Origin of the sequence: Rathayibacter sp. VKM Ac-2926 (assembly GCF_022815565.1) — a bacterium.
Lineage (GTDB): Bacteria > Actinomycetota > Actinomycetes > Actinomycetales > Microbacteriaceae > Rathayibacter > Rathayibacter festucae.
In genome coordinates this window covers 237,806-262,616 of the sequence record NZ_JALGRS010000005.1, presented here as the reverse complement: position 1 = coordinate 262,616, position 24,811 = coordinate 237,806, and the positions used below count along the sequence as shown (strand labels likewise).

The following is a 24,811-nucleotide window of genomic DNA, read 5'->3' as shown; positions in this document are numbered from 1 at the left end:
TGCTCGACCAGCATGAAGGGCCGCTGCGCGGGTGGTCGGACAGCAGGAGCCGAGGGGGCGGTGGCCCCGGGACGAGGAGGAGTGGACATGGAGCGGACCGGGAGGCTGGTGCTGCACGGCGCGCGGAAGGTCGACGCGGGCGGGACGGTCGAGGAGTTCTGGCTGGTCGCGGTCGACGGGGTGATCGTCGAGGTCGGGGCCGGGCGGGGCTGGGAGCGGGCGGCGGACGGTGCTCGGGTGCACGACGCGAGCGGGCTGACCGCGACTCCGGGGTTCGTCGATCTGCACGTGCACGGCGGGGCGGGCCGCAGCTTCGACGAGGGTGCGGACGGGATGCGGGCGGGGCTCGCGCTGCATCGCACGCACGGGACGACGCGCTCGCTGGTGAGCCTGGTGTCGGCTCCGCTCGCGCAGCTGGAGGCCTCGCTCGACGCGGTCGCCTCGCTGGCGGCGGAGGATCCGCTGGTCCTCGGCGCGCACCTGGAGGGGCCGTTCCTCGCGCCGTCGCGCTGCGGGGCGCACGACCCGGAGGCGCTGATCGCGCCGACGGCCGAGGCGGTCGAGCGGCTGCTCGGCGCGGCCCGCGGGAGTCTCCGGCAGATCACGATCGCTCCCGAGCTGCCGGGGGCCCTCGCGGCGATCGAGCGGCTCACCGAGGCGGGGGTCGTCGTCGCGGTGGGACACACGGAGGCGGACGCGGCGACGACGCGCGCGGCGATCGAGCGCGGGGCGCGGCTGGTCACCCACGCCTTCAACGCGATGCCGGGCATCGGGCACCGCGCGCCGGGGCCGATCCCGGTGGCGCTGGCCGACCATCGGGTGGTGCTGGAGCTGATCCTTGACGGCGAGCACGTGGACGCGGACGTCGCCCGGATCGCCTTCGCGTCGGCGCCCGGACGGATCGCGCTGGTCACCGACGCGATGGCGGCGGCGGGAGCGGGCGACGGTGCGCACCGGATCGGCCGGCTGCGCGTCGATGTGCGAGGCGGCGTCGCCCGGCTGGAGGGCACGGAGACACTCGCCGGCTCGACACTGACGCTCGACGCGGCGCTCCGGCGCGCGGCCGGGGCGGTCGGCCTGGGGCTCGAGGCAGCGGTCGGCGCGGTCACCGCGACTCCGGCGCGCGTGCTGGGAGCCGAGGGCGCGCTCGGCGCGCTCGCGGTGGGCCGGGCGGCGGACGTGGTGCTTCTGGACGACGCGCTGCAGGTGCGGGCCGTCTGGGCCGCCGGCGGGCCGATCGCGACGGCCTAGAGCCTCCGCAGGGCGAGGTGCAGGGGCGCGCCGTCCCGCAGGTCGACCGAGAGGGTGCGCGGGTCGATCTGGAGCGCTCCGGGCGTGCCCTCCTCGAGCTCGACGTCGATCGGCAGCCGCACGAGCACGCGCTCGCCGAGGCGTGCCGCCGCCGCGTCGAGGGGACTGCGGAGCAGGCACTCGACGGACTCCGGGCTCCAGGAGAGCGACTCGACCCGGAGGGCGCCGCGCAGGTGCAGGCCGGTGATCCGTCCCGCCGCCCAGCGGTCGGGCAGTGCGGGCAGCAGGTGCAGCGTCGTGCCGTCCGAGCGGGTGAGCATCTGCGCGACCAGGGCGGGCAGGCCGCCCGCGGCGTCGACGTTGAAGATCGCGTCGGCGTCGTGGGTGGGCATCATGTTCGGGCGCCAGTGCAGGCGGGCGAGCCAGTCGACGCACTGCAGTGCCGCCTCGGCGTCGCCGAGCGTGGCGGCGGCGACGCCGGCCTGCACGAGTCCGAACGCCATCTCCATCCGGCCGGGCGGGGCGGTCGGCTCCTCGGCGCGCCAGCGCAGCCGGGCGCGGACGGCCTCGAGGGCCGCGGCACCGAGCAGGGGATCGGCGGTCGCCGGGTCGCCCTCGTACCACCAGGGGTAGAAGTGCGAGGCGTGCCGGTGCTCCGGCCGGTCGGTGAGCGCCGGGTCCTGCCACTCCGCCAGCTGCCCGTCGGGGCTGATGCGGTAGCCGGGGAGCCGCGAGGCGAGCGCCTCCCACTCGGCGGCGGCACCGGGATCGCGGGGCGCGACCAGCCGCTCGATGCGCGCGGCGATCAGCAGCGCGTCCCGGACCATCGCGACCTCGGAGGTGGCGTCCCGGGTGATCGGGGTCCGCTGGTCGCCCGGGTGGTTCTCGGGGGAGTAGCCGGGAGAGACGTGCGCCGTCCCGTCCAGGTCGATCACCAGGGCGTGCCGGTAGCAGGCGACGACCTCGCGGGCGAAGGGCCGGGCCCAGCCGCGCAGGAACTCCTCATCGCCGGTGCTCGACCAGTGGTCCCAGGCGAGGCGGAGGATCCAGCCGCCGCCGCCGAGCCAGTACTGCAGCGGGTACTCGGCGGTGAAGTGGTTGGCGCGGCCGTGCCCGGAGATGCGGGTGGGCAGCAGGAAGCCGGGCGCGCCGAGGATCCGCTCGGCGTTGAGGCGGTAGTCGTCCTCGAACTCGGCGACGGCGGTGAAGAACGAGCGCAGCAGCTCGGGGGTGCCGGTGGTGCCGAGCGAGGCGACGCCGCCGTTCTGCACGTTCCCGTTGAGCGTGTAATCCGAGGACCAGGCCGGCGCCCAGGAGCCGGCCCAGACGCCCTGCAGGCTGGCGGGCAGCTCGCCGGTCGCCGCGATGATCGCGTGCCGGCCGGCGGCGAAGGCGCGCTCGACGAGCTCGTCGCTCGCCGCGGGGTCGGCGCGCACCTCCTCGATGCTGCGCGGGGTCGCGGCGCCGAGGGAGAAGGAGCAGGCGCCGACGAGCCGCTCGTGGGGGGTGGTCGCGGCGGGGTAGCGGGCGAGGACCGGCGGAGTGACGGGCGCGGGCGCGGTCGAGGTCACCGAGACCCGCAGCTCCAGCTCCAGCTCGCGGGCGCCGGAGACGCGCCAGGCGGGCCAGGTCGCGTCGCGCTCCCTCACGGCGGACTCCTGGCCCCGCAAGAGGCGCGCGACGACGAGGGCGGAGCGGAAGCCGGTCGCGCGGGGGTGCCGGGGCACGGTCTCGAGGGCGAGGGTCTCGCCGCCGTCGACCGCGCGGACGAGGGCGTGCTCGCGGTGGTCCCGCGGCGCGTCGGGGCCGAGGTCGGGCTCGGTCGGCTCGTCGGCCGGGGCGAGCCGGAGCAGGCCGGAGAAGGGCGAGTCCGCGTGCACCGAGACGAGGAGCCGGTCCGCCGCGCGGTCGGCCCGGACGTTGACCGTGAGTCCCGTCGGGAGGGTCACGGCGGCAGAGCCCGCCGCGTAGTCGACGGAGCGCTCGCGGGTGCCGACGGACGACCCGGTCGCCAGCTCGAGCCGGAGGACTCCCGCGGGCACCAGGGGGTCGGCGTCGAGGAGCGCGCCGTCGTGCCCCTCCTCGGCCCAGGCGCGGGTGTGCCACTCCTCGATCCGCTCCGCGTCGGCGTCGCTGACGGGCGCCCGGTCGAGCAGCGCGCGGATCGCCGGCAGCAGCGGGGCGAGCAGCGGCGGCCCGACCAGCGGGTCGACCGGCAGGCGGAGCCGCTCGTGCGAGAGCGAGACGACCGCGCCTCCGCCGTCTCCCTCGCCGTCGGGGCCCTCGTACAGCGCCGCACCGGTCGTCCCGGTGCCGACCATCAGCCCCGTCTCCCAGCCGGTGGCGGCGGTGCTGCCGTGGAAGCCTCCGGAGCCGGCCGTGCCGTGGTGAGAGCCGTCGGCGCTCATGGGGGTGCTCATCGGGGCGCGATCGCGAGTCGCAGGCGGCGCGGCTCGGCCGTGGAGCCGCCGAGCAGGATCCGGGTGCCGGCGATGCGGTCGGCGCCGCCGACGTACGTGAACATCTCGCCGTCGTCGAAGACCGGCGGCACGCCGTCCCCGGGTTCGGTGTCGATCGACAGCACGGCCGCGTCGGTGGCGACGGTCGCGTAGGTTCCGTCGAGCCACCAGCCGTCCTCGAGCGCCGCGGCGCCCGACACGAGTGCGTCGCCGTCGACGACGAGCTCCAGCGCGTAGCGCGTCTCGAGGCCGGTGAAGGAGACCCGCACGTCGATGCCCGTCTCGTCGACCTCGACCGCCACCTCCGTCCGCAGCTCGACGTCGAAGCGCTCGCGCCGGGCGAAGTCCATCACCGAGAAGAAGCGGCCCTCGCTGTCCGGGACGGCGGTGACCGCGGGCGCGCCGGCGCCCAGGGTGTCGTAGTAGCCGGAGACCCGCCGCTCGACGAGCACCGCGCCGCGCTCGGTCGGCTCGAGGGACTGCGGTCGGGCGCAGCCGAGCGAGAAGAACGCGGGCGAGACGCGCAGCGAGCGCAGGACCAGCCCATGCGCGCGCGCCCGGAGCAGGGTCGCGGAGTTGGCGAGGCCGGAGCCGATCCGGCCGGTGCTCGCGAAGTCGCTGCCGGCCGAGACGGACACGGAGAGCGCGCCCTCGCGGCGGCGGAGCAGCCGGCTGACCGGATAGCTGCGCGTGACCGAGCCGGGCGTCGTGGCCGGCTCGGGCAGGAGTCCGCCGATCTCCGGGCGGCGCAGCAGCTCGGCGAGGTGCCGCTCCGGCTCGCGCAGCGTCCGGCCGAGGATCTGCCCGACGATCCGGGCGGCATCGCCGTCAGCGTGCTCCAGCGCGAGCAGGCGGTAGGGCGAGAGCAGGTTCTCGACGTCGTAGGGGATGGTCTGGTCCTGGCGGCGGGAGTGCACGCACTCGATCTCGCCGTCGTCCTCGACCAGGCCGGCGATCGCGCGGAGGTTCCGCCGCACCGGCTCCAGCAGGGACGGCCGATCGAGGTCGTGCGCCAGCGTCAGCAGGCTCGGGTTCGTGACCTCGGTGGCGTAGACGGCGCTGCGCTCGCTGTACTGCCCGTCGGCGTCGATGTCGACGCCCTCGGCCAGCCAGGCGTAGGCGCGGTCGAGCAGCGCGGCGGCGAGGGCGCCGGACGCGCCGCCCGCCGAGCGCCCGCCGTGCACGTGGACCGCGAGGGCGGCGAGGGCGCTCGCCAGCTCCCAGCGGTGGTTCGGCGTGTGCACGCCGCCCGCCAGCATCGCGGGCGAGGCGGCGACCGCGACGGCGGCGAGACCGGCGCGCACCTGCTCGAACCCTGCGGGCCGGTACCGGTCGAGCAGCTCGACGCAGCCGCAGAGGTCGTTGATCGTGAACGCGGTGTCGGGCGGCGAGGCGAGGTTGCCGCTGCTCGAGAACAGGCCGCTGTCGAGCTGCTGGGCGGCGAGGTGCCGCAGGTACGTCTCGGCGGCGTCCCGCGACTCCGGGCCCGCGTCGTCCTCCGCGATCGCCAGGGCGACCAGGGAGGTGATGGCGCGCATGGTCGGGCGCGGGCCGAGCCCGGTCAGCGGCTGCCGGGCGCGCGCGACGAACTCGTCGCCGCGCACGCGGGCGTCCGCGATCAGCCGGGCGGCGTAGGGGGCGTCGTCGACGGTGATCACGGGGTCTCCTCGGGGGAAGGAACGGAAGCGGGGGAGAGGCGCAGGCTCACGACCTCGAACGGCCGCAGCTCGAGCGCGATCCTGCCGGGGTCGACGCCCAGCAGCGCCGTCCCCTCGGCGTCGCGGTCGAGCAGGTCGACCTCGCGGACGCCGCTGAGCGGATGCGCGACGACCAGCGCCGTGCGGACGCGCCCGCCCAGGGCCTCGTGCAGCCGCACGATCACGTCGCCGCTGCGGTCGGCGGCGAGCGTGACCGTGTCGACGACCACGGCCGGGTCCTCGACGACGACGAGCGCCTCCGGGATCGACCCGCCGAGGACGACGCGCGGCGCGGTGCTCGCGGCGAAGCCGGCCCGGACGGCGTCGGCGATGCCGGGCGCGACGGTGATCGTGCTGAGGAACGCGTGCTCGCCCTGGTCCGCCTCCGGATCGGGGAAGGTCGGCGCGCGCAGCAGGGACTGGCGGACCACGGTGCTGACGCGGCCGTCGTCGATCGTGCGCTGCACGTCGTAGCCGTAGACCGCGTCGGAGGCCACGGCGACGCCGAAGCCCGGCTCGCCGACGTGCAGCCAGCGGTGCGCGCAGATCTCGTACTTCGCCGCCTCCCAGCTGGTGTTGGTGTGCACGGGGCGGCGGACGTGGCCGAACTGCGTCTCGGCCGAGGAGTGCTCGGCGTGCACGTCGAGCGGGAAGGCGAGCTTGAGCAGCTTCCGCCGCTCGTGCCAGTCGACGACCGTGCGGATCCGGACCGCGGGCTCGCGCGGATCGAGGGCGATCGTCTGGGTCGCCGTGCTGCCGCCGCACCCGAAGGTCCGGCGGACGACGACGCTCGCGCCGTCCTCGCCGAGCTCGACCGTGCCGTCGACGAGGTCGACGACGGTGTCACGGTAGGCGGCGTCGAGGTCCCAGGCGTCCCACTGGTTCGGCTCGTCGCGGTGCAGCTGCAGCAGGTTCGCGACGCGACCGGCGGGCAGCAGCTCGCGCCCGGAGTCGCGGTCGAGGACGCTCGAGAGGAGCCCCTGCGCGGTGACGGCGACGACGAGGCGCGGCGACTCGAGGACGAAGCCCTCGCCCTCGGCGCGCACGAAGAGACCCTCGGCGGCCGCCACCACAGCCTCCACCGCGGCCCCGCCCCGCGCCGGTACCCCGCCGACGACGACGGGCGCCGCGTTCAGCGCGATCCGCCGCTCGCCCGGCCCGACGAGCACCGCGAGCCGCTCGTCGATCATCCGCTCCAGGGCCGCCGTCACCTCGGCGTGCGTGCGCTCGGCCTCACGGTGCACCCAGGCGATCGCGGTGCCGGGGAGGATGTCGTGGAACTGCAGGAGCAGCACCCGCCGCCAGAGCGCGTCGAGCTCGTCGAACGGGAACGGCACGCCGTGGCGCAGGAACGCGACGCTCGCCCAGTGCTCCGCCTCGGCCAGCAGCCGCTCGTTGCGGCGGTTGCCCTGCTTGGTGCGGGCCTGCGAGGTGAGGATGCCGCGGTGGAACTCGAGGTACATCTCGCCGGACCAGACCGGCGGGTCGGCGTACTCGGCCTCCGCGGCCTCGAAGAAGTCGTGCGCGGAGGAGAACTCGAGGCGCGGCGAGCCCTCGAGATCGGACTGCAGCCGCGCGAGCGCCATCATCTCGCGGGTCGGTCCGCCGCCGCCGTCGCCGTAGCCGAACGGCATCAGCGAGCGGGTCGCCCGCCCGTGCTCCTGGAAGTTGCGGACGATGCGGGCCAGCTCGGTCGGCCGGAGGTCACCGCTGTAGGTGTTCGAGGGCGGGAAGTGCGTGAAGATCCGCGAGCCGTCGAGCCCCTCCCAGACGAAGGAGTGGTGCGGCATCGCGTTGGTCTCGTTCCAGCACATCTTCTGCGTGAAGAACCAGCGCAGCCCCGCCTTCCGCAGCAGCTGCGGCAGCGCGGCCGGGTAGCCGAAGGAGTCCGGCAGCCAGCCGACCTCGCTGATCGCGCCGAACTCCTCCTGGAAGAACCGCGCGCCCTGCTGCAGCTGGCGCACCAGCGACTCGCCGGAGGGCATGGTGACGTCGGACTCGACCCACATGTTGCCGACCGGGACGAAGCGGCTCTCGCGGACCCGCTCGACGATGCGGGCGAAGATCCCGGGGTGGTGCTCCTTCATCCAGGCGAACTGCTGGGCGGAGGAGCAGGTGAAGACGGCCTCCGGGTCGCGGTCCATCAGATCGAGCACGTTGGAGAAGGTGCGCGCGCACTTGCGGACGGTCTCGCGGGTCGGCCAGAGCCAGGCGGAGTCGATGTGCGCGTGGCCGGTGGCCGAGATCCGGTGCGCGGAGTGCGCGGCCGGGGCGGCGAGCAGCGGCGCGATCACCGCGCGCGCATCGGCGACGGTGCCGGCGAGGTCGTCGGGGTCGAGGACGTTGAGAGCCCCGGTCAGCCCGGCGAGGATCTCGTGCCGGCGCGGTTCGGTGGACGGCAGCTCGTCGTGCAGCCCGCGCAGGACGCTCAGCTCGAGGCCGAGGCGCTCGGCGACGGTGTCGACCAGCACGACGGAGAAGCGGCCGAGCCGGTAGAGCGGCTCGACGGGCGCGGTCGCGCGGTCGCCGAACGGGGTGGGCGAGAAGCCGCCCGGGCCGGCGAAGTCGTTCCCGCCGGTGAGGTCGGGGTTGGACGCGCCCTCCACCCAGACGAGGAACTCCTCGCCGGGGGCCGCGTCGAGCGGCACGTGGTGGTTGCGCGGCTCGAGGCCCTTGAGCACCCGGCCGTCCGCGGCGCGGGCCAGGCCCTCGCACTGGAAGCCGGGCTTGGCCCGGTCGAAGCCGAGGTCGAGCGAGAGCTCGATCCGGAACCGGTCGCCCGGGTCGCTCCACAGGGCGGGCACCGTCCCGGTCACCCGGAACCAGGTGGTGTCCCAGGGGGCGCCCCACGGCGCTCCCGGCTCGATCGTCTCGTACGCGTTCCGCGGGTCGGTCGCGGTCTCGACGCCGACCGGCTCGCCGACCGCCGTCCACGCGGCGACGGCGAGCGGGATCCGCTCGGCCGTCACCGCGAGGGGGAGGCGCTCGGCGAGGAAGCGGTCGACGCGGGCGGCGGCCTTGGTTTCGTCGTGGTGCATCTCTAGTCCCGCAGCCCCGCATTGATGTCGGACCCGGTGATGTACTTCTGGAACACCAGGTAGATCGCCACCAGCGGCAGCATCGAGAGCACCGAGGCCGAGAGCAGGATCGCCCAGTCGATGTTCTGCGCGCCGATCAGCTGGCGCAGCGCGATCTGCAGGGTGAAGTTCTTCGGGTCGCTGAGGATGATCAGCGGGAAGATGTAGTCGTTCCAGCGCCACTGGAACGAGATGATCGACAGCGTCAGGATGATCGGCTTCGACAGCGGCAGCATGATCCGGAAGAAGATCGACAGCTCGCGCGCCCCGTCGATCCGTGCGGCGTCGAGCAGCTCGTCCGGCACCGTGATGAAGAACTGCCGGAACATGAAGACGCCGGTCGGGGTGAGGATCGACGGCATGATGATGCCCATCAGGGTGTTGTACATGCCGAGGTCGCGCACCACGGTGAAGACCGGGTTGAGGATGACCTCGCCGGGCAGCATCGTCGTCGCGAGGATGCAGAGCGCCAGCACGCTCAGCCACGGCGACTTGTACTTCGCCAGGGCGTAGCCGGTCGTCGCGCTGAAGAAGACGGTGAGCAGTGTGGTCAGCGTCGCGACCACGAAGGTGTTCGAGAAGTAGCGGACGAAGTCGACCCGCTCCAGCGCGCGCTGGTAGCCGTCGAGGGTCCACTCCCGCGGCAGCAGCGTGAGCGGGTAGGTGAAGAGGTCGCCGCCGCCCTTGAAGGAGCTGAGCAGGAACCAGAGCAGCGGGAAGAGCGTGAGGATCGCGATCGCCCAGAGCATCGCGGTCGGGCCGATCGAGCGGCGGAACTCGCCGGTCTTCTTCCGGGTCATCGGCGCGGGCGCGGCCGGCGTGCGCTTCGCGCGGGTGGTGCGGGCGGGGGCGGGGGTCGTGGTCACCATGCCTGGCTCCTCTTGCTGATGGCGAGCTGGACGGCGGCGATGATCAGCAGGATCACCAGCAGCACCATCGAGGCGGCGCTGGCGTAGCCGACGTTCGACTGCGCGAATCCGGTCTGGAAGATGTACTGGACGATGAGCTGGTTCTCGGTGCCCGGGCCGCCGTTGTTGAGGGCCTGGATCATCGCGAACTCCTTCATGTGCCCGAGCGTCGAGAGCAGGACCACGAGCAGCGTGGTCGGCGCGATGCCGGGGAGGGTGATCGAGACGAAGCGCTGCCAGGGGTTCGCGCCGTCGAGCTCGGCCGCCTCGTAGTGCGAGGTCGGCACGTTGTTCAGCGCCGCGATGAACAGCAGCATGTTGAACGCCGCGCCGCCCCACGCGGACGCGAGGATCACGACGAACAGCGAGAGGTCGGCGTTCGAGGACCACGGCACGGCGCCGCCGCCGAGCGAGGTGATGGCGAAGTTGACGAAGCCGAAGCTCTCGCCGAACATCCAGCGCCAGATGACGCCCGCGACGATGGGGGACACCAGCCAGGGCAGGAAGAAGATGATGCGGGCGCCGATCTTGCCCTTGGCCCGCGCGTTGTTCAGCGCCACGGCCATCAGCAGCGAGAGGCCGCAGGCGAACGGCACCGAGAACAGCGCGTAGACGAGCGTGCGGCCGACCGCGGCGTAGAAGACCGGGTCCTGCGCGAGCGCCGTGTAGTTGTCGAGCCCGACGAACTCGATGTCGCCGAAGCCCCGGTACGAGGTGAAGGAGTACATCACGCCGAGCGCGCCCGGCCAGACGAAGAAGAGGGCGAAGAGGATCGCGACGCCGACCGTCAGCAGCACGGTGCTGACGACGTAGCGGGGGCGGCGCACGGGGCGCCGGCGCGAGCCCTTCGATCCGCGACCCGCGCCGGGGACCGTGAGGACCGCCTCCGGTGGCGAGGACGGCGTGACGAGCGGCTGGACGGTCATGGTGCTCTCCTGATCGGTGGTCCTGCGAGGGGGAGGGCGGTGCGGGGAGGATCCCGCACCGCCCGGTGGGGGGACCTACTCGCCGAGGGCGGCCTGGGTCGTCGACAGGATGTTGTCGATGGTCTCGTCGACGCTCTGCTGGTCGTTGAGGTACTTGATCGTCTCGTCCTTGAGCGGCTCCGACTGGAGGAACTTGCCCTCGTAGCCGCCGATCAGCTGGTCGACGGTCTGCAGCGAGGAGACGGCGGGCGAGGCCGCGATCTCGGCGTTGTAGAGCGCGAAGGCGTCCTGGTTGGCCGGGTAGTTCATCTCGAGGCCGGTGACGGCGGGCAGGCATCCGGCGATCTCGCAGTACGCGGAGTACTGCTCGGGCTGGTAGAGCCAGTCGATGAACTTCTGGGCCTCCTCCTCCTGCCCCGTGCCGTCGAAGGCGACGATCCACGAGGCGGCGCCGTAGTTGGTCGCCTTGACGGGCTGCTGCGGGGTCGGCACCGAGGCCCACTCGAACTGGGTGATGTTGGACTGGAAGTCCGCGATCTGCCAGACGCCGGAGTAGTAGGAGACGACCTGGCCGCTCTTGAAGGTCGCGCTGGCGTCCTCGCCCGCGGTCCAGACCGACTTGGGCATGAAGCCGTCGTCGTTGAGCTTCTTGAAGTACTCCAGCGCCGTCTTGGTCTCGTCGTTGGCGGTGAAGGTGCCGCCGTCGTCGACGATGCCCTCGCTGCCGAACTCGTAGAGGAACGAGCGGAGGCGGTGCGCGGAGTTGTCCATCACCATGCCGTACTGCGCGCCGGTGGCCGCCTGGACCTCCTCGGACTTGGCGACGAACTCGTCCCAGGTCCAGCTCTGCGTCGCGTCGGTGGGGTACGAGACGCCCGCCTCGTCGAAGAGCGACTTGTTGATGAACATGCCGACCGAGGTGAGGCTGGTGGGCAGAGCCTTGACCTTGCCGTCCTCGGGGTCCGGCACGGCGAGCAGCGGCAGGATGTCCTGGTCCTCGGCGATCTGCGAGAGATCGAGGATCTGGTCCTTCCACAGCGGGTCGACGTTGGCGGCCGCAGCGAGGGCCGGCAGGTCGTTCGCCTGGGCGCTGTTGCGCAGGCGGGTCGTCAGGTCGTCGCCCGGGACGTCCACGATCTCGACCTCGACACCGGTCTGCTCCTGGTAGAGATCGGCCATCTTCTGGTAGCCGCCGCCCTGGGTGCCGTCGCCGGAGAGGACGAACTGGAGGGGCTCGGAGGCGCCGGCTCCGGAGGAGCCGTTCGCGCACCCGGCGAGAGAAGCGATCAGCACTCCCGTGCCGAGGAGCGCCAGGGTGGCGCGTGCTGTCTTCTTCAACGGAACACCTTTCATGTGTCTGTCAGTCGACGAGGCGCGGGCGCTTCGTCGTCGAGGCGGTAGTGCTTTCTTATCAATACGAGACATATAGGTCAACAGATATCTCCGAGGCGCGTGAAGTCGTGATCGGGCCGTAACTCGCGGAAACAGCGCCGTAACGCGGAGATGTGCGAGGGGCCGCATCCCGCGCCAGCCGCCTTGTCCCCCGGGCCGAGAGGTGCTTTCATGCCACTGTGAAGAATAATCCTCCCCGAGCCGCAGCCCACCTCGTCGGTGTCGACGTGGGCGGGACCAAGACGCACGTCCGCCTGCTCGACACGGCCGGCGCGGAGGAGGACCTGGTCCTCCCCTCGAGCGCCTGGCGCTCGGGCGAGCTCTTCGCCGACCCCGAGAACCTGCCGCGTCTGGCCGGCGTGCTGCTGCGCCTGCGCCCGCTCGCCGAGGACGCCGTGGTGGTCCTCGGCGTGCACGGCTGCGACACCCCCGGGCAGATGCGCGAGGCGACGGCGACTCTGTCGCTGCACCTCGGCCGCCCGGTGACGGTCGTCAACGACGCCGAGCTGCTCGGCTTCGCGGAGCAGGAGGAGCCGAGCATCCAGATGATCGTCGGCACCGGCGCCGTGATCTGCGGAACGACCATCGACGGCACGCGGATCACGGTCGACGGCCACGGCTGGCCGCTCGGCGACCGGGGCAGCGCGCACGACCTGGTGTCGACGGCGCTGCGCGAGACGCTGGTGGCCTGCGACCGCGGCATCGCCTCCGACGGCGGGGCGCCGGACCCGCTGATCGGCGCCGTCCTCACCGCCTTCGGCGCGAGCGACGCGGCCACCCTCGCCGCCGAGGCGACGCGCATCGCGGGCGGCGCGGCCTGGGGGGCGTTCGCCCCGCTCGTCTTCGAGCAGGCGGCCTCGGGCTCGTCGCTCGCCGAGCGGATCCTGGAGGACGCCGCCCGTGCGCTCGCGGCGGGCGTCGCCTCGCTCGTGCGCCGCGGCGCGATCGGCTCGCTCGTCGTCGCGGGCGGCGGCGTGATCGTGAACCAGCCCGCCTATGAGCGGCGGATCCGCGAGCGGCTGGCCGAGGAGGCCCCGCAGCTCGGCTTCGTCGTCGTGCGGCGCCCGCCGGTGGTCGGCGCGATGGCGCACGCCCACGCCCTGGCGGCCGCCGAGCGCACGCTCTCGGAGGTGGCCTCGTGAGCATCATCGGTCCGACGACGGGCAGGACGGGCTTCGCCCCGGGGACCTCGGTCCGCGTCGTCGACTCCTTCGCCGAGGCCTCGCGCGCCGCGGCCGACCTGGTCGCCGAGCGGGTCCTCGCCGACCCGCGCGCGGTGCTCGGCGTCGCGACCGGCTCGACGCCCTCGCTGCTCTACCGCGAGCTCGCCGAGCGGGTCGCGGCGGGCCGGCTCGACTTCACCGGGGTGAGCGCCTTCGCGCTCGACGAGTACGTGGGGCTCGACCCCGGGCATCCCGAGAGCTACCGCGCGGTCCTCGACCGCGAGGTGCGCGTGCCGCTCGGCGTGGGCGCCGTGCACGTCCCGGACGGCACCCGCGCGGACGGCGAGCAGGCGGGCCGGGACTACGACGCCGCGATCCGGGCGGCCGGTGGCGTCGAGCTGCAGATCCTCGGCATCGGCGGCAACGGCCACATCGGCTTCAACGAGCCCGGCACCCCGCACGACGTCGGCACGCACGTCGTGCGGCTCGAGCGCAGCACCCGGGAGGCGAACGCGCGGTTCTTCGACGGGCGGATCGATCTGGTCCCGGAGTCGGCGATCACGCAGGGGATCGCGACGATCCTCGCCGCGCGCTCGCTGGTGCTGCTCGCTTCGGGCGCGGCCAAGGCGGACGCCGTCGCGCGCGCGCTGCTCGGCCCGGTCGACGTCGACTGCCCGGCCTCGGCGCTGCAGGGCCATCCGGACGTCACGGTGCTGCTCGACCGCGAGGCGGCCGCGGTGCTGGAGCGGGAGCTCGGCTGAACCGGGCCCTCAGCTGAGGTAGGTCGCCGTGCGCGAGCGGGCGATGATCAGCTGCGCGACGCCGACCAGCGCCGCATCGGCGCCCAGCTCGGCGGTGACGATGCGCGGCGGGATGGTGATCCGGCCGACGAGGCGACGGGTCACCTCCTGGATCGCGTACTCGGGCTGGCGTGAGAGGTGGCCGGCCAGCACGATCAGCTCGGGATCGAGCACCGTGCAGAGCGCGATGCAGGACAGGCCGATGTAGTCGAAGATCTCGCCCGCCGGTGCGAGGGCCCCCTCGTCGCCCGCCGCGGCCGCGTCGAGCAGGGCCTCGAGCGGGTTCGTCGCGTCCGCCGCGTGCTCGCGCGCGTAGCTCCGGGAGATCCCGGCGATCCGCGACTCCAGGTCGCCCTGGGTCGTGTACGGCCGCTCCAGGTGCGAGCGCTCGGTGACCAGGTAGCCGATCTCTCCCGCGGCCGAGCGCGAGCCGCGCAGCAGCGCGCCGTCGTGCACGATGCCGGCGCCGACTCCGACGCCGAGGACGTAGGTGGCGAGGCTCTGCGCGCCGCGGCCGGCGCCGCGGGACCACTCGCCGAAGCCGATGGCGTTCGCGTCGTTCTCGACCAGCACCGGCACGCCGACGCGCGCCTTGAGGATGCTGCCGAGCATGACGTCGCTCCAGCCGAGCTCGATCGTGTTGGTGACCCGGCCCTCCGGTCCGTGCACGATGCCCGGGATGGTGACGCCGACGCCGGCGCAGGGCTTGCGGATCCGCTTCGACGCGGCCATCAGCAGGTCGACCGTCTCGATGGTGCCGGCGAGGCGGCGGTCGGCGTCGGAGCCGTCGCCGGAGAGGTCGAAGGCGAGGACCTCGTCGCGCACGGTCTTGCCGTCGAAGTCGACGAGGCGGCCGTGCGCCTGCGTCTCGGAGACCTCGATCGCGGCGACCACGCGGGCGTCGCCGGCGTAGCGGTAGAGCGAGGACGGCCGGCCGCCGGAGGAGCGCTCGCGGCCGTCGAGGACGATGACGCCCTCGCCGAGCAGCGCTGAGCAGAGCCGCTCGACGGTCGCGGGGCTGAGGCCGGTGTGGCGCGCGATGGCGCTGCGGGAGGAGGGGCCGTGCAGGCGGAGGGCGTCGACGATCGCCGTCCGGTTGATCTCGGTGACGACGCGGGTCGTCGCGGTGCGCGGAACCTTCATCCGACCCTCCCTCGCGGAGTTTCCCAGCATAGTGATGCGGATCGGCGCGCTCGTGCGCGGTGCGGTCAGCGCCGGTGCCACCACCGGCGGCGGGGCCGCGCGGGCTCCTGCGGCTCGGGCGCTGCGAACCGCGCGTTCCGGCGCTCGGTCCAGGCGGAGACCTCCGCGTCGATGTCGCGGAGCGGCGTGACCACCGGGGGGCCGCCGAGCAGCTGGCGGCGCGCCTCGACGACGCGCTTGTTGAAGTCGGCGAGCACTGCGCGCACCTCGGACTCGCGGATCAGGCGGTCGAGCTGCTCGTCCAGCCGCCGGTCCTCGGCGCGGAGCAGGAACGCGGCGGGACCGATGCCGGTGAGGTTCTCGCGCTCGATCTTGCGGCGGATCCACCAGTCCGGGTCGTGGTGCTCGCCGAGCCCCTCGAGCGGCTTGCCCGCGCCCGGCAGGCCGTCAAACTCGCCGCGGCGGATGGCCTGCTGGATCGACGTCTCGATGAACGCGGCACGGTCCTCGGGATTCTCGGGGAGGGAGCCGGTGCGCTCGTCACCGGTCTCCGGGCGGCCGCCGGTCGCGCGCTCCGCGGCGTAGCGAGCGGCGCGATCCCTGGCTTCGGACATGGGGACCTCCTCTCCCTCCAGGCTAGAAGACCCCCGCCGAGGAGGGGTACCGTGCGGTGGCATGCGCGACCTCGTCTACTACATCGCCACCTCGCTCGACGGCTTCCTCGCGGATCCTGAGGGGGACGTCTCCGCGTTCCCGACCGCGCCGGAGACCCTCGCCGACCTCTTCGAGCGCTACCCGGAGACCTGCCCGGCGCACCTGCGGGCGGCGCTCGGCGTCACGGCCGGGCCGCGCCGCTTCGACACCGTGCTGCTCGGCCGCCGCAGCCACGCCCCCGCGGTCGACGCCGGGCTCGTCGACGGTGCGTACCCGCACCTGCGCCAGATCGTGGTGACCCACGGCGAACTGCCCGCCTCCGACCGGGTGGAGACGATGGCGGGCGACGTGCGCGCGCAGGTCGCGGCGCTCAAGCGGGAGCCCGGGCGCGATGTCTGGCTCTGCGGCGGCGGCGACCTCGCCGCGCAGCTGATCGAGGAGATCGACGAGATTCAGGTGAAGATCTCGCCCGTGCTGCTGGGCGCGGGGGTCCCGCTCTTCGGCGGGCTCGCGCAGCCGGTGGCGCTCGAGGCCGTCGACCTGCGCGCGCTGCCCGGCGGAGTGGCGCTGGCGACCTACCGCAGGCGCGACAGCGGTCAGTTGTAGGACCGCACCGACACGTTCTGGCCGAGGGCCGTCCAGTCGAGACCGGGGAAGTCCTCCGGCACGACGCCGTCGGGATGCACCCGCACCACCACCGAGGTGCGCTGCGACACCTCCAGGTCGCCCCCTCCGCCGCAGCCGCTCACGGGCCCGTCGTCACCGTCGATGATCACGCAGTGGTCGTCACCGCGGATCGACGAGCCGAGATAGACGTCCACGCCCTCGGCGCTGCCGACGAAGCGCACGGAATCCGGTTCGATCTGCTCACTCACGTCGCCGAGATCCGGCAGCACGTCCCGCTCGTCCCGCGTCCGGTCGAAGTCCGAGTAGGGCGTCGGTCCCGCGCACCCCGCGAGCAGCGGCAGGGCGAGCAGCGCGATCGCCGCGGCGGCGACTCTGTGCGGGTGGTTCCGTGGAATCGCGTCCCCCTCGTGCTCCGGTGTGCTCACCCTAGGCGGCTTCGAGGGGCGTGGACGGTAAGCGGAGCGGCTCCGGCTCGCGAAAGCGCGTCGGGCTCGTCGGAACGGCCGGTTTCAGCGAGCCGGGGCCGGATTCACGAGCCGAAGGTGGGCGTGCCGGTTCACGGGCCGCCGAGCCAGTGGTCGATGCGGTGGTGGTCGGGGGTGAAGCCGTGCTCGACGCCCCAGAGGACGGCCTGGGTGCGGCTGGAGGCGCCGATCTTGCCGTAGACGCTGCGGATGTAGGACTTGACCGTGTTGGGGCTGAGGTAGGTGAGGGCGGCGACGTCGGCGTTGCTCTTGCCCTGGGTGATCAGGGCGAGGATCTCGGACTCGCGGTCGGTGATGCCCTCGTGGCGGCCGGGCCAGTCGAGGCCGGGGGCGGTGCCGGCGCGGCGGGGCGGCTCGCTGACGACGAGCTCGCCGGAGCGCACGGCCTCGAGGGCGGCGACGAGCTCGCGGGCGGGCAGGGTCTTGGAGAGGTAGCCGCGCACGCCCTGGTCGAGGGCGTCGGCGACGAGGTCGGGGTGGAAGTTCCAGGTGTAGACGACGACGTGCTCGGCGCGCGGGTTGCGGACGAGGTCGGCGAGCTCCTGCAGGTCCGACTCCGGCTGGGCGAACGAGTCGTAGAGCACGATGTCGATCCGGTCGGAGAGCGCGGCGTTCGCGTCGATCTCGGCGACGACGACGCGGTCGCGGTAGTGGTCGAACATGTGCGCGAGGCCCTTGAGGACGACGTCGTAGTCGTCGACCAGGGCGACGGTCAGGGGCGCCGGCATGCTCTGTCCATCCACGGACCGTACCGCGCGACCGGGCTCCGTGACTACACCCCCAGGGGTGTACCGGCCACCCCTTCGCGACTGCTTGGGTTGCCCATCGGCTCAGCGACCGCAGAGCCCCACCGCACGGTCCGCCGTGCTCGACAGGAAGGTGACGCCCGTGCTCGGACTCATCATCAGCCTCATCGTCGTCGGCCTCATCGCCGGCGCTCTCGCCCGCCTCATCGTCCCGGGACGCCAGAACATCAGCATCCTGATGACCATCGTGCTGGGGATCGTCGGATCCTTCGTCGGCGGCTTCCTCGGCTTCCTGATCTTCCAGCACGACCCGATGGAGGGCTTCCTCCAGCCGGCCGGGATCATCGGCTCCATCATCGGCGCCGTCATCGTGCTGTTCCTCTACACCCGCTTCGGCGGACGCGCCCGCAGCCGCGCCTGATCGGATGCGGAACGACACGACGCCGGCCCGGAAACACTCCCGGGCCGGCGTCGTCGTGCGCGCGGAGCGCGAGCGGTGCCGCTACTCGAGCAGCTTGCCCGCGGTGGCGACCTCGCGGATCAGCGCCTGGATCTCCTCCGGGACCGCGGGGATGTCCTCGCGGGTGATGCCGGTGGACGGCGACCAGACCAGGTTCACCTGCAGCGCCGGGTCGATGTCCGGGTAGTCGCTGCGGTTGTGGCAGCCGCGGCTCTCGCGGCGCTCCAGCGCGGCCTCGAGGGTGGCCCGCGCCGCCATCGCCGCCGACTTCAGGTCGAAGGCGTGCGCCAGGTCCTGGAAGCCCGCGATGTCCGGGTGGATGCCGATGTCGGCGATGCGCGCCTCGATCGCGTCCAGCTCGGCGAGACCGGCCAGCAGGCCCGCCTCGTCGCGGACGACGCCGGCGTGCTCGGTCATGGTGTTGCGGATCGCGCGCTGCAGGGCCCGCACGTTCTCCTCGCCGTCGGCGGCGAGCAGGTCCGCGATCTCGTCGCGGGCGACCTGCACCGACGCGGCGGAGCGGGTCTGCGCGGTCAGCGACGCGGAGTACTCCGCCGCCGCCTGGCCGACGATCCGGCCGAAGACGAGCAGCTCGATCAGCGAGTTGCCGCCGAGGCGGTTCGCGCCGTGCAGTCCGCTGGACGCCTCGCCGATGGCGTAGAGGCCGGGGACGTCGGTGCTGTGGTCGTCCGAGCGGACCCAGACGCCGCCCATCGAGTAGTGCGCCGTCGGGGCGATCTCGATCGGGTCCTTCGTGATGTCGAGCATCTGCAGCTCGAGCATCGTCTGGTAGACGCGGGGGAGGCGGGTCATGATCGTCTCGCGCGGGAGATGCGAGACGTCGAGCCAGACGCCGCCGTTCGGCGTGCCGCGGCCCTCCTTGATCTCGGTGTAGCAGGCGAGCGCGACGCGGTCGCGGGTGGAGAGCTCCATCCGCTCGGGGTCGTACTTGCCCATGAAGCGCTCGCCGAGGCCGTTGCGGAGGATGCCGCCCTCGCCGCGGGCCGCCTCGGAGATCAGCGTGCCGGCCGCGTTCTCGGGCTCGATGATGCCCGACGGGTGGAACTGCACCAGCTCGGGGTCGCGCAGGCGACCGCCGGCCTCGACGGCCAGGCGGAACGAGTCGCCGGTGTTCTCGTCGCGGCGCGAGGAGGTGCGGCGCCAGATGCGGTTGTGGCCGCCGGCGGCGAGGATCACCGCATCGGCGTGGATGAGGTAGCGGGTGCCGTCGACGAGGTCGAAGCCGTAGGCGCCGAAGACGGCGCCGTCCTCGTTGACCAGGATCCGCGTCACGTAGACGGTGTCGAGGATCGGGATGTCGAGCTGCGCGGCCCGGTTGACCAGGGTGCGCTGGATCTCGAGGCCGGTGTAGTCGCCGGCGAACGCGGTGCGGCGGTAGGTGTGCGCGCCGAAGAAGCGCTGCGAGATGCGGCCGTCGTCCTCGCGGGCGAACGGCATGCCGTAGCGCTCGAGGTCCTGGATGCCGCGGGCGGCGTTCGAGGTGACGATCTCGACGGTGTGCGGATTGGCGAGCTGGTAGGACTCGGTGATGGTGTCGGCCGCGTGCTGCTGCCAGCTGTCGTCGGGGTCCATCGTGGCGAGGGCGGCGTTGATGCCGCCGGCGGCGAGCGAGGTGTGGGCGTCCGACTTCGAGCGCTTGCCCAGCGCGAGGACGTCGACGCCGGCCTCGGCCAGCTCGATCGCGGCGCGGAGTCCCGAGCCGCCGGTGCCGATGACGAGGACGGAGGTGGAGATCCGGCGCTCCGCCGTGGCAGTGGGTGCTGAAGTGGTCATGACTCCACGCTAGGCAGGGCGCTTCGATTACTCCAATGCATAATGCTGGGGCCGGGCATGCGCTTACGCTATGGGTGTGAACTTCGAGCAGCTGTCCGGATTCGTCGAGGTCGCGCGCCTCGGGAGCTTCACCCGCGCGGCCGAGGAGCTGCACCTCGCGCAGCCCTCGCTGAGCCGGCAGATCTCCTCGCTCGAGCAGGACCTCGGCTCCGAGCTGTTCCAGCGGGCGCGCTCCGGCAGCACGCTCACCCCGGCCGGCGAGCTGCTGCTGCCGCTCGCGCGGCGCATGCTCGCGGACGCCGAATCGGTGCGCCGCGAACTGGCCGAGCTCGCCGGGCTCGAGCGCGGGCGGGTCCGCTTCGGCGCGACGCCCACGCTCTGCATCAGCCTCGTGGCGGAGGTGCTGCACGCCTTCCACGCGGCGCACCCGGCGATCGAGCTGCACCTGGCCGAGGACGGCTCGCGCAGCCTGCTCGACCGGCTCGCACGCGGCGAGCTCGACCTCGCGCTGGTGACGACCTCGACGGCGGCGGCCGTCGGTGCGTTCACGGTGACGCCGCTGCTCGTCGAGGAGCTGGTGGTGGTCTCCTCCGCGGCCGAGCCCCCGCTCGCCGACGGCGACGCCCTCGGACTGGCGGCCGTGGCGGGGCTCCCGCAGATCGTCTTCAACTCCAGCTACGACCTGCGCCGGACGACCGATGCGGCCTTCGCGGCAGCGGGCCTGCTGCCCGACGTGGTGCTCGAGGGCGCCGAGATGGACGCGGTGCTGCGCTTCGCCGAGCGCGGTCTCGGCGTCGCGATCGTGCCGGCGATGGTGCTGCAGGGCCGCCCGGGGCTGCGCTCGATCCGGCTCGAGGAGCCGACGCTCAGCCGGACGATCAGCCTCGCGCGCCCGGCGGACCTCGCGCCGACGGCGGCGGTGCGCGTCATGCAGCGCACGATCGCGGCGACGGCGCGCGCGTTCGCCGCCCGGGCGGGCGGCACGATGCGGCTGGCCGAGGGTCAGTCCGAGAGGACTCCGGTCCGCGCGTAGGCGCGGCTGCGGATCGAGAGGACTGTCGCGCCCAGCACCGCGGCGATCACCGAGCCGGCCAGCACGCCGACCTTCACGTGCTCGTCGGCCTCGCTCCCGACGCCGAAGGACAGCTCGCCGACGAGCAGCGAGACGGTGAAGCCGATGCCGGCGAGCATCGACATGCCGACCAGGTCCGGCCAGCGCAGCGCCGGGTCCAGGCGGAGGCCGGGCAGGCGGGTGATCAGGAAGGTGGTCGCGAGGATCCCGAGCGGCTTGCCGAGCACCAGGCCGACGATGATGCCGAGGGCGATGCTGTCCTGGAACGACTCGACGAGGCCGGTGAGGCCGCCGATCGTGACTCCGGCCGAGAAGAAGGCGAAGACCGGGACGGCGACGCCGGCCGAGACGCCGCTCCAGCGGTCGGCGAAGTGAGCGGCGAGTCCGTCGTACTCGGGCTCGCCGTCGCTGCCGGTTCCGGTGCGGACGCGGGCGCGGGCGGTCGCGACGACCGGGACCGCGAAGCCGAGCAGCACGCCGGCGACGGTCGCGTGGATGCCGGAGGCGTGCACGAGCGCCCAGGTGGCGACGCCGAGCGGGATCAGGATCCACCAGGTGCGGACGCCGCGCTGGACGAGGACGGCGAAGATCCCGAGCGGGACGAGCGCGACCAGCAGCGGCAGGAAGGCGATGGCCGAGGTGTAGAAGACGGCGATGATCGTGATGGCGAGCAGGTCGTCGACGACGGCGAGGGTGAGCAGGAAGGTGCGCAGGGCGACCGGGAGGCTCTTGCCGACGACCGCGATCACGGCGACGGCGAAGGCGATGTCCGTGGCGACCGGGATCGCCCAGCCCTGCAGCGCGTCGGGGCTGGCGGTCGCGTTGATCGCGACGTAGATCAGGGCGGGGACGGCGACGCCGCCGAACGCGGCGGCGACCGGGAGGGCGGCGGTGCGCGGGTCGCGGAGCTTGCCGACGACGAACTCCTCCTTGAGCTCGAGGCCCACGACGAAGAAGAAGATCGCCAGGAGTCCGTCGGCCGCCCAGGCGCCGACGCTCAGGTTCAGATGGAGCGCCTCGGGGCCGAACTCGTAGTCGCGGACGGTCTCGTAGAAGCCGGCCGCGGGCGAGTTGGCGAGGACCAGGGCGAGGACGGTCGCGCCGAGCAGCAGGGCGCCGCCGACGGCGTCGGAGCGCAGCGTCTGGCGCAGTCCCCGCCAGATCGCGTGCGGCGCCTGGTGGGTGGGCTCGGAGGCAGGAGTGTGGGGCACGGAGGGGCTTCCTTCGGGAGGTCGTCGGATCACGTGAGAACGCGGCAGAGGGCCGCGTCCGCCGACCAGACTTCCCGGCACACCGCCGACCATCGTACCGGTGCGGTTCCTCCCTGCACTCGGACCCTCCCTACACTCGGACGATGCGACACGGCATCGTCATCCTCCCGCAGGAGCCCTGGTCCACCGCCCGCCGCAAGTGGCAGTCCGCGGAGGGGCTCGGCTTCGACCACGCCTGGACCTACGACCACCTCTCCTGGCGCTCGCTCGCCGACCAGGTCTGGCACGCGACGATCCCGACGCTGACGGCCGCCGCGGTGGTCACCGAGACACTGCGGCTGGGCACCTTCGTCGCCTCGCCGAACTTCCGGCATCCGGTGCCGTTCGCGAAGGAGATCGCGACGGTCGACGAGATCTCGGGCGGCCGCTTCGTCCTCGGGATCGGCTCGGGCGGGACGGGATTCGATGCGACGGTGCTGGGCCAGAAGCTTCACTCGCCGCGGGAGCGGCACGAGCGCTACGTGGAGTTCGTCGCGGCGCTCGACGTGCTGCTGCGGCACGAGACTCCCGGCTCGGGCGGCATCGACCTCGACGGCGCCTGGTTCACGGCGCGCGGCGCCCGGATGGTGGGGGAGCCGGTGCAGTCGCCGCGCGTGCCGTTCGTGCTCGCGGCGAACGGGCCGAAGGGCCTCGCTCTCGTGGCCGAGCGGGCGCAGGGCTGGGTGACGACGGGTCCGGAGGGGCGCAGCACGGAGGAGTGGTGGGCGGCGGTCGCCGAGCTCTCGCAGCGCCTCGACGACGCGCTCGAGGCCGCCGGGCGCGACCCGCGCTCGATCGAGCGGCACCTCTCGCTCGACTCCGGGCCGGACTACTCGCTCGAGAGCGTCGACCGCTTCGCCGACTCGGCCGGCCGCGCCGAGGCGCTGGGCTTCACCGACGTGATCGCGCACTGGCCGCGGACGGAGGGCCTGTACGCGGGCGACGAGGACGTGCTCTACGAGGTCGCGGCGCGGTTCTAGCGCTCCCGGCGCTCGAAGACGAGGTGCACGACCCCGGACGGTGACGGCGTCGCCTCGATGCGGAAGCGCTGCTCCAGGCCCTCGAGCCCGTCCCACAGCCGCTCGCCGCGGCCGAGAACGATCGGGACGAGCACGACGTGCATCCGGTCGATGAGATCGGCGGCGAGGAACTGCCGCACCGTCGCGGCACCGCCGCCGATGCGCACGTCGCCGCCGACGGCCAGCTCGCGGGCCCGCTCGAGGGCGGTCGCCGGGTCGGCGTCGACGAAGTGGAAGCTGGTGCCGCCGGCCATCGTGACGGTCGGACGCGGGTGGTGCGTGAGGACCACGACCGGCGTGTGGAAGACCGGGTCCTCGCCCCACCAGCCGGTCCACTCCTCGTCCTCCCAGGGACCGCGCTGGGGCCCGAACTTGTTGCGGCCCATGATCTCGGCGCCGATGCCGTCCGCCCAGGCGCCGGCGAACGCCTCGTCGACGCCCTGCGAGCCCTCGCCCGGACCGGGCATGCCCATCCTGCGGAAGGTGCGGGTCCCCATCGCCCACTCGACCAGCCGGGAGCCGGCGTGGCCGAACGGGGTGTCGAGCGACTGGCCCTCCCCGGCGGCGTAGCCGTCGAGCGAGACGGAGAAGTTGTGGACGCGGACCTTCGACACGGGGTCTCCTTCGGGTGGGCGGCGGTTCAGCCGAGCGTAGGCGCGGGCGGGCGTCGCAGTCCACGGGCCGCGAGCGCGACGCAGGCGAGGATCGCGAGCGCGGTCGCCGCGAGCAGCAGCGGCATCGGCAGGGCGACGGCCAACGCCGCGAGGATCGCCGGCACCAGGAAGCCGGCGTAGGTGACGGAGTAGTAGACGGCAGTGACGCTCGCCAGGTCGCGCGTCTCGACGAGGGCCTGCGAGGCGGTCAGTCCGGAGACCATCGCGAGGCCGTAGCCGCAGCCGAAGACCGGCGCGGCGACGAGGACCGGCCAGAGCTGCTGGCCGACGGCGGCGGGGATCAGCAGCAGAGCGCCGAGGGCGGTGAGCGCGCCGCCGACGAGGGCGCCGCGGCCGCGCAGCATGATCAGCAGCGGGCCGGAGAAGAGCTGGGTGACCCAGCCGCAGCCGAGGGTGATCACGGTGACGAGGGTCGCGAAGCCGACGGTGACGCCGGGCAGGCGGTCGGCGACCAGGCTCGGTCCGACCGCGAAGGACAGGGCGGGTGCCGCGAACACCCAGGGGGCGAGCGGCAGGACGACGGCGGCGAAGCGGGCGCGGGCGGGGCGCGGGATGCTCAGCTCGCCGGTCAGGCGGCCGGCGGACGGGTCGTAGGCCCGGGTCTCGGGTGCGCGGAGGAGCACGAGGACGGCCGCGACGCAGGCGGCGGACTGGACGATGTAGGGGAGCACGGTCGGCCAGGGGCCGAACTGCGCGAGCGCGCCGCCGACTCCCGCGCCGCCGCCGAAGCCGATGGTGAGCATCGCGGAGGCGCGGCGGGCGCCGGCCGAGGACGCCCCGGTCGCGATCGAGAGCTCCTTGATCCAGGCCGTGCCGACGACCATCCCCGCCGCGACGCTCAGCCCGCTGATGAAGCGGCCGACGCCGAGCCCGAGCACCGAGGCGGGGGAGCAGGCGAGCACGACACTGCCGAGGATCCCCAGGACGAGACCGGCGAGCAGCACCGGGCGGCGGCCGAAGCGGTCGGACCAGCCGCCGGCCAGCGCGAAGCCGGGGACGATGCCGAGGACGTACGCGGCGAGCAGGATGGTGACCTGCGTCTGCGTGTAGCCCTCGAGCTGGCGGTAGAGCTGCATCAGCGGCAGGAACTGGTTGCCGCCCCAGCCCAGGACGACGAGCGACGGCGCGACGAGCAGCCAGGAGCGCGCGGAGGGAGCGGACGGTCCGGCGGGGGAGGGGAGCGGCACGGTCCATAGTGGCGCACCCGAGCGGCT

21 protein-coding genes are annotated in these 24,811 nt (G+C 73.4%); 7 read left to right on the top strand and 14 right to left on the bottom strand.

What is annotated here, in order from left to right:
* Nucleotides 1-87: 87 nt before the first annotated feature.
* Complete coding sequence (locus tag MT351_RS09160; RefSeq protein WP_132437067.1) at nt 88-1,251, top strand: N-acetylglucosamine-6-phosphate deacetylase; 1,164 nt, start codon at nt 88-90, stop codon at nt 1,249-1,251.
* Here the strand turns inward: MT351_RS09160 and MT351_RS09155 are convergent.
* The 6 genes from MT351_RS09155 to MT351_RS09130 all read right to left on the bottom strand — a co-directional run bounded on the left by MT351_RS09155 (nt 1,248) and on the right by MT351_RS09130 (nt 11,656).
* On the bottom strand, nt 1,248-3,659 hold the full coding sequence (locus MT351_RS09155; protein WP_165909085.1) for a glycoside hydrolase family 95-like protein: 2,412 nt from the start codon (nt 3,657-3,659) through the stop codon (nt 1,248-1,250). The two genes, MT351_RS09160 and MT351_RS09155, sit on opposite strands and share 4 nt — an antisense overlap.
* A gap of 8 nt (nt 3,660-3,667) precedes the next feature.
* Complete coding sequence (locus tag MT351_RS09150) at nt 3,668-5,368, bottom strand: hypothetical protein (protein WP_243582018.1); 1,701 nt, start codon at nt 5,366-5,368, stop codon at nt 3,668-3,670.
* A complete protein-coding gene (locus MT351_RS09145; protein WP_243582017.1) occupies nt 5,365-8,445 on the bottom strand; it encodes a glycoside hydrolase family 38 C-terminal domain-containing protein in 3,081 nt (1,026 codons plus the stop codon). Before MT351_RS09145 ends, MT351_RS09150 begins: the two co-directional genes overlap by 4 nt.
* A 2-nt stretch (nt 8,446-8,447) precedes the next feature.
* A complete protein-coding gene (locus MT351_RS09140; RefSeq protein WP_243582016.1) occupies nt 8,448-9,353 on the bottom strand; it encodes a carbohydrate ABC transporter permease in 906 nt (301 codons plus the stop codon).
* Nucleotides 9,347-10,318: a carbohydrate ABC transporter permease gene (locus MT351_RS09135; RefSeq protein WP_243582015.1), complete on the bottom strand. Its 972-nt coding sequence runs from the start codon at nt 10,316-10,318 to the stop codon at nt 9,347-9,349. The genes MT351_RS09140 and MT351_RS09135 overlap by 7 nt, the downstream gene beginning before the upstream one ends.
* A 75-nt stretch (nt 10,319-10,393) precedes the next feature.
* Nucleotides 10,394-11,656 (bottom strand): ABC transporter substrate-binding protein, encoded by a 1,263-nt coding sequence (locus MT351_RS09130; protein WP_243582014.1) that lies wholly within the window; start codon nt 11,654-11,656, stop codon nt 10,394-10,396.
* A 233-nt stretch (nt 11,657-11,889) separates the two neighbouring features.
* Between MT351_RS09130 and MT351_RS09125 the strand changes: the two genes are divergently transcribed.
* On the top strand, nt 11,890-12,852 hold the full coding sequence (locus MT351_RS09125) for a BadF/BadG/BcrA/BcrD ATPase family protein (protein ID WP_243582013.1): 963 nt from the start codon (nt 11,890-11,892) through the stop codon (nt 12,850-12,852).
* Nucleotides 12,849-13,634, top strand: a complete 786-nt coding sequence (locus MT351_RS09120; RefSeq protein WP_243582012.1) for a glucosamine-6-phosphate deaminase — start codon at nt 12,849-12,851, stop codon at nt 13,632-13,634. The genes MT351_RS09125 and MT351_RS09120 overlap by 4 nt, the downstream gene beginning before the upstream one ends.
* Nucleotides 13,635-13,643: 9 nt before the next feature.
* Here MT351_RS09120 and MT351_RS09115 read toward each other — a convergent pair whose 3' ends face one another.
* Nucleotides 13,644-14,816, bottom strand: a complete 1,173-nt coding sequence (locus MT351_RS09115) for an ROK family transcriptional regulator (protein WP_243582011.1) — start codon at nt 14,814-14,816, stop codon at nt 13,644-13,646.
* Nucleotides 14,817-14,881: 65 nt separating this feature from the next.
* Complete coding sequence (locus MT351_RS09110) at nt 14,882-15,430, bottom strand: DUF1992 domain-containing protein (RefSeq protein WP_243582010.1); 549 nt, start codon at nt 15,428-15,430, stop codon at nt 14,882-14,884.
* A gap of 61 nt (nt 15,431-15,491) precedes the next feature.
* Between MT351_RS09110 and MT351_RS09105 the strand changes: the two genes are divergently transcribed.
* Complete coding sequence (locus MT351_RS09105) at nt 15,492-16,076, top strand: dihydrofolate reductase family protein (RefSeq protein WP_243582009.1); 585 nt, start codon at nt 15,492-15,494, stop codon at nt 16,074-16,076.
* Here MT351_RS09105 and MT351_RS09100 read toward each other — a convergent pair.
* Entirely contained in the window at nt 16,067-16,366 is a 300-nt protein-coding gene (locus tag MT351_RS09100) for a hypothetical protein (protein ID WP_243582008.1), read from the bottom strand. The two genes, MT351_RS09105 and MT351_RS09100, sit on opposite strands and share 10 nt — an antisense overlap.
* Before the next feature lie 287 nt (nt 16,367-16,653).
* Entirely contained in the window at nt 16,654-17,310 is a 657-nt protein-coding gene (locus MT351_RS09095; protein WP_123445882.1) for a response regulator transcription factor, read from the bottom strand.
* Nucleotides 17,311-17,470: 160 nt separating this feature from the next.
* Here MT351_RS09095 and MT351_RS09090 point away from each other — a divergent pair, with 160 nt between their 5' ends.
* On the top strand, nt 17,471-17,749 hold the full coding sequence (locus MT351_RS09090) for a GlsB/YeaQ/YmgE family stress response membrane protein (RefSeq protein ID WP_123732321.1): 279 nt from the start codon (nt 17,471-17,473) through the stop codon (nt 17,747-17,749).
* An 81-nt stretch (nt 17,750-17,830) separates the two neighbouring features.
* On the opposite strand, the gene MT351_RS09085 is transcribed toward MT351_RS09090, so the two are convergent.
* Nucleotides 17,831-19,582, bottom strand: a complete 1,752-nt coding sequence (locus MT351_RS09085; protein WP_132437076.1) for an L-aspartate oxidase — start codon at nt 19,580-19,582, stop codon at nt 17,831-17,833.
* Nucleotides 19,583-19,652: 70 nt separating this feature from the next.
* On the opposite strand from MT351_RS09085, the gene MT351_RS09080 reads away from it, so the two are divergent.
* Nucleotides 19,653-20,615, top strand: coding sequence for a LysR family transcriptional regulator (locus tag MT351_RS09080; RefSeq protein ID WP_132437077.1), 963 nt, complete (start codon nt 19,653-19,655; stop codon nt 20,613-20,615).
* Here the strand turns inward: MT351_RS09080 and nhaA are convergent.
* Nucleotides 20,585-21,865 carry a Na+/H+ antiporter NhaA gene (gene nhaA, locus MT351_RS09075; protein ID WP_374204760.1) on the bottom strand — a complete coding sequence of 427 codons (1,281 nt, stop codon included), beginning with the start codon at nt 21,863-21,865 and terminating at the stop codon, nt 20,585-20,587. The genes MT351_RS09080 and nhaA overlap by 31 nt on opposite strands.
* A gap of 143 nt (nt 21,866-22,008) precedes the next feature.
* Between nhaA and MT351_RS09070 the strand changes: the two genes are divergently transcribed.
* Nucleotides 22,009-22,884, top strand: coding sequence for an LLM class flavin-dependent oxidoreductase (locus MT351_RS09070; RefSeq protein WP_132437079.1), 876 nt, complete (start codon nt 22,009-22,011; stop codon nt 22,882-22,884).
* Here the strand turns inward: MT351_RS09070 and MT351_RS09065 are convergent.
* Nucleotides 22,881-23,537 (bottom strand): dihydrofolate reductase family protein, encoded by a 657-nt coding sequence (locus MT351_RS09065; RefSeq protein ID WP_132437080.1) that lies wholly within the window; start codon nt 23,535-23,537, stop codon nt 22,881-22,883. The two genes, MT351_RS09070 and MT351_RS09065, sit on opposite strands and share 4 nt — an antisense overlap.
* Nucleotides 23,538-23,563: 26 nt before the next feature.
* Entirely contained in the window at nt 23,564-24,784 is a 1,221-nt protein-coding gene (locus MT351_RS09060) for an MFS transporter (RefSeq protein ID WP_132437081.1), read from the bottom strand.
* Nucleotides 24,785-24,811 lie beyond the last annotated feature (27 nt).

Coding starts and splice junctions, on each gene's coding strand:
- MT351_RS09145 (WP_243582017.1), bottom strand. CDS start 8,445: ATGCACCACGACGAAACCAAGGCCGCCGCCCGCGTCGACCGCTTCCTC.
- MT351_RS09140 (WP_243582016.1), bottom strand. CDS start 9,353: ATGGTGACCACGACCCCCGCCCCCGCCCGCACCACCCGCGCGAAGCGC.
- MT351_RS09080 (WP_132437077.1), top strand. CDS start 19,653: ATGGGTGTGAACTTCGAGCAGCTGTCCGGATTCGTCGAGGTCGCGCGC.
- MT351_RS09095 (WP_123445882.1), bottom strand. CDS start 17,310: ATGCCGGCGCCCCTGACCGTCGCCCTGGTCGACGACTACGACGTCGTC.
- MT351_RS09135 (WP_243582015.1), bottom strand. CDS start 10,318: ATGACCGTCCAGCCGCTCGTCACGCCGTCCTCGCCACCGGAGGCGGTC.
- MT351_RS09085 (WP_132437076.1), bottom strand. CDS start 19,582: ATGACCACTTCAGCACCCACTGCCACGGCGGAGCGCCGGATCTCCACC.
- MT351_RS09160 (WP_132437067.1), top strand. CDS start 88: ATGGAGCGGACCGGGAGGCTGGTGCTGCACGGCGCGCGGAAGGTCGAC.
- MT351_RS09110 (WP_243582010.1), bottom strand. CDS start 15,430: ATGTCCGAAGCCAGGGATCGCGCCGCTCGCTACGCCGCGGAGCGCGCG.
- MT351_RS09070 (WP_132437079.1), top strand. CDS start 22,009: ATGCGACACGGCATCGTCATCCTCCCGCAGGAGCCCTGGTCCACCGCC.
- MT351_RS09155 (WP_165909085.1), bottom strand. CDS start 3,659: ATGAGCGCCGACGGCTCTCACCACGGCACGGCCGGCTCCGGAGGCTTC.
- MT351_RS09115 (WP_243582011.1), bottom strand. CDS start 14,816: ATGAAGGTTCCGCGCACCGCGACGACCCGCGTCGTCACCGAGATCAAC.
- MT351_RS09105 (WP_243582009.1), top strand. CDS start 15,492: ATGCGCGACCTCGTCTACTACATCGCCACCTCGCTCGACGGCTTCCTC.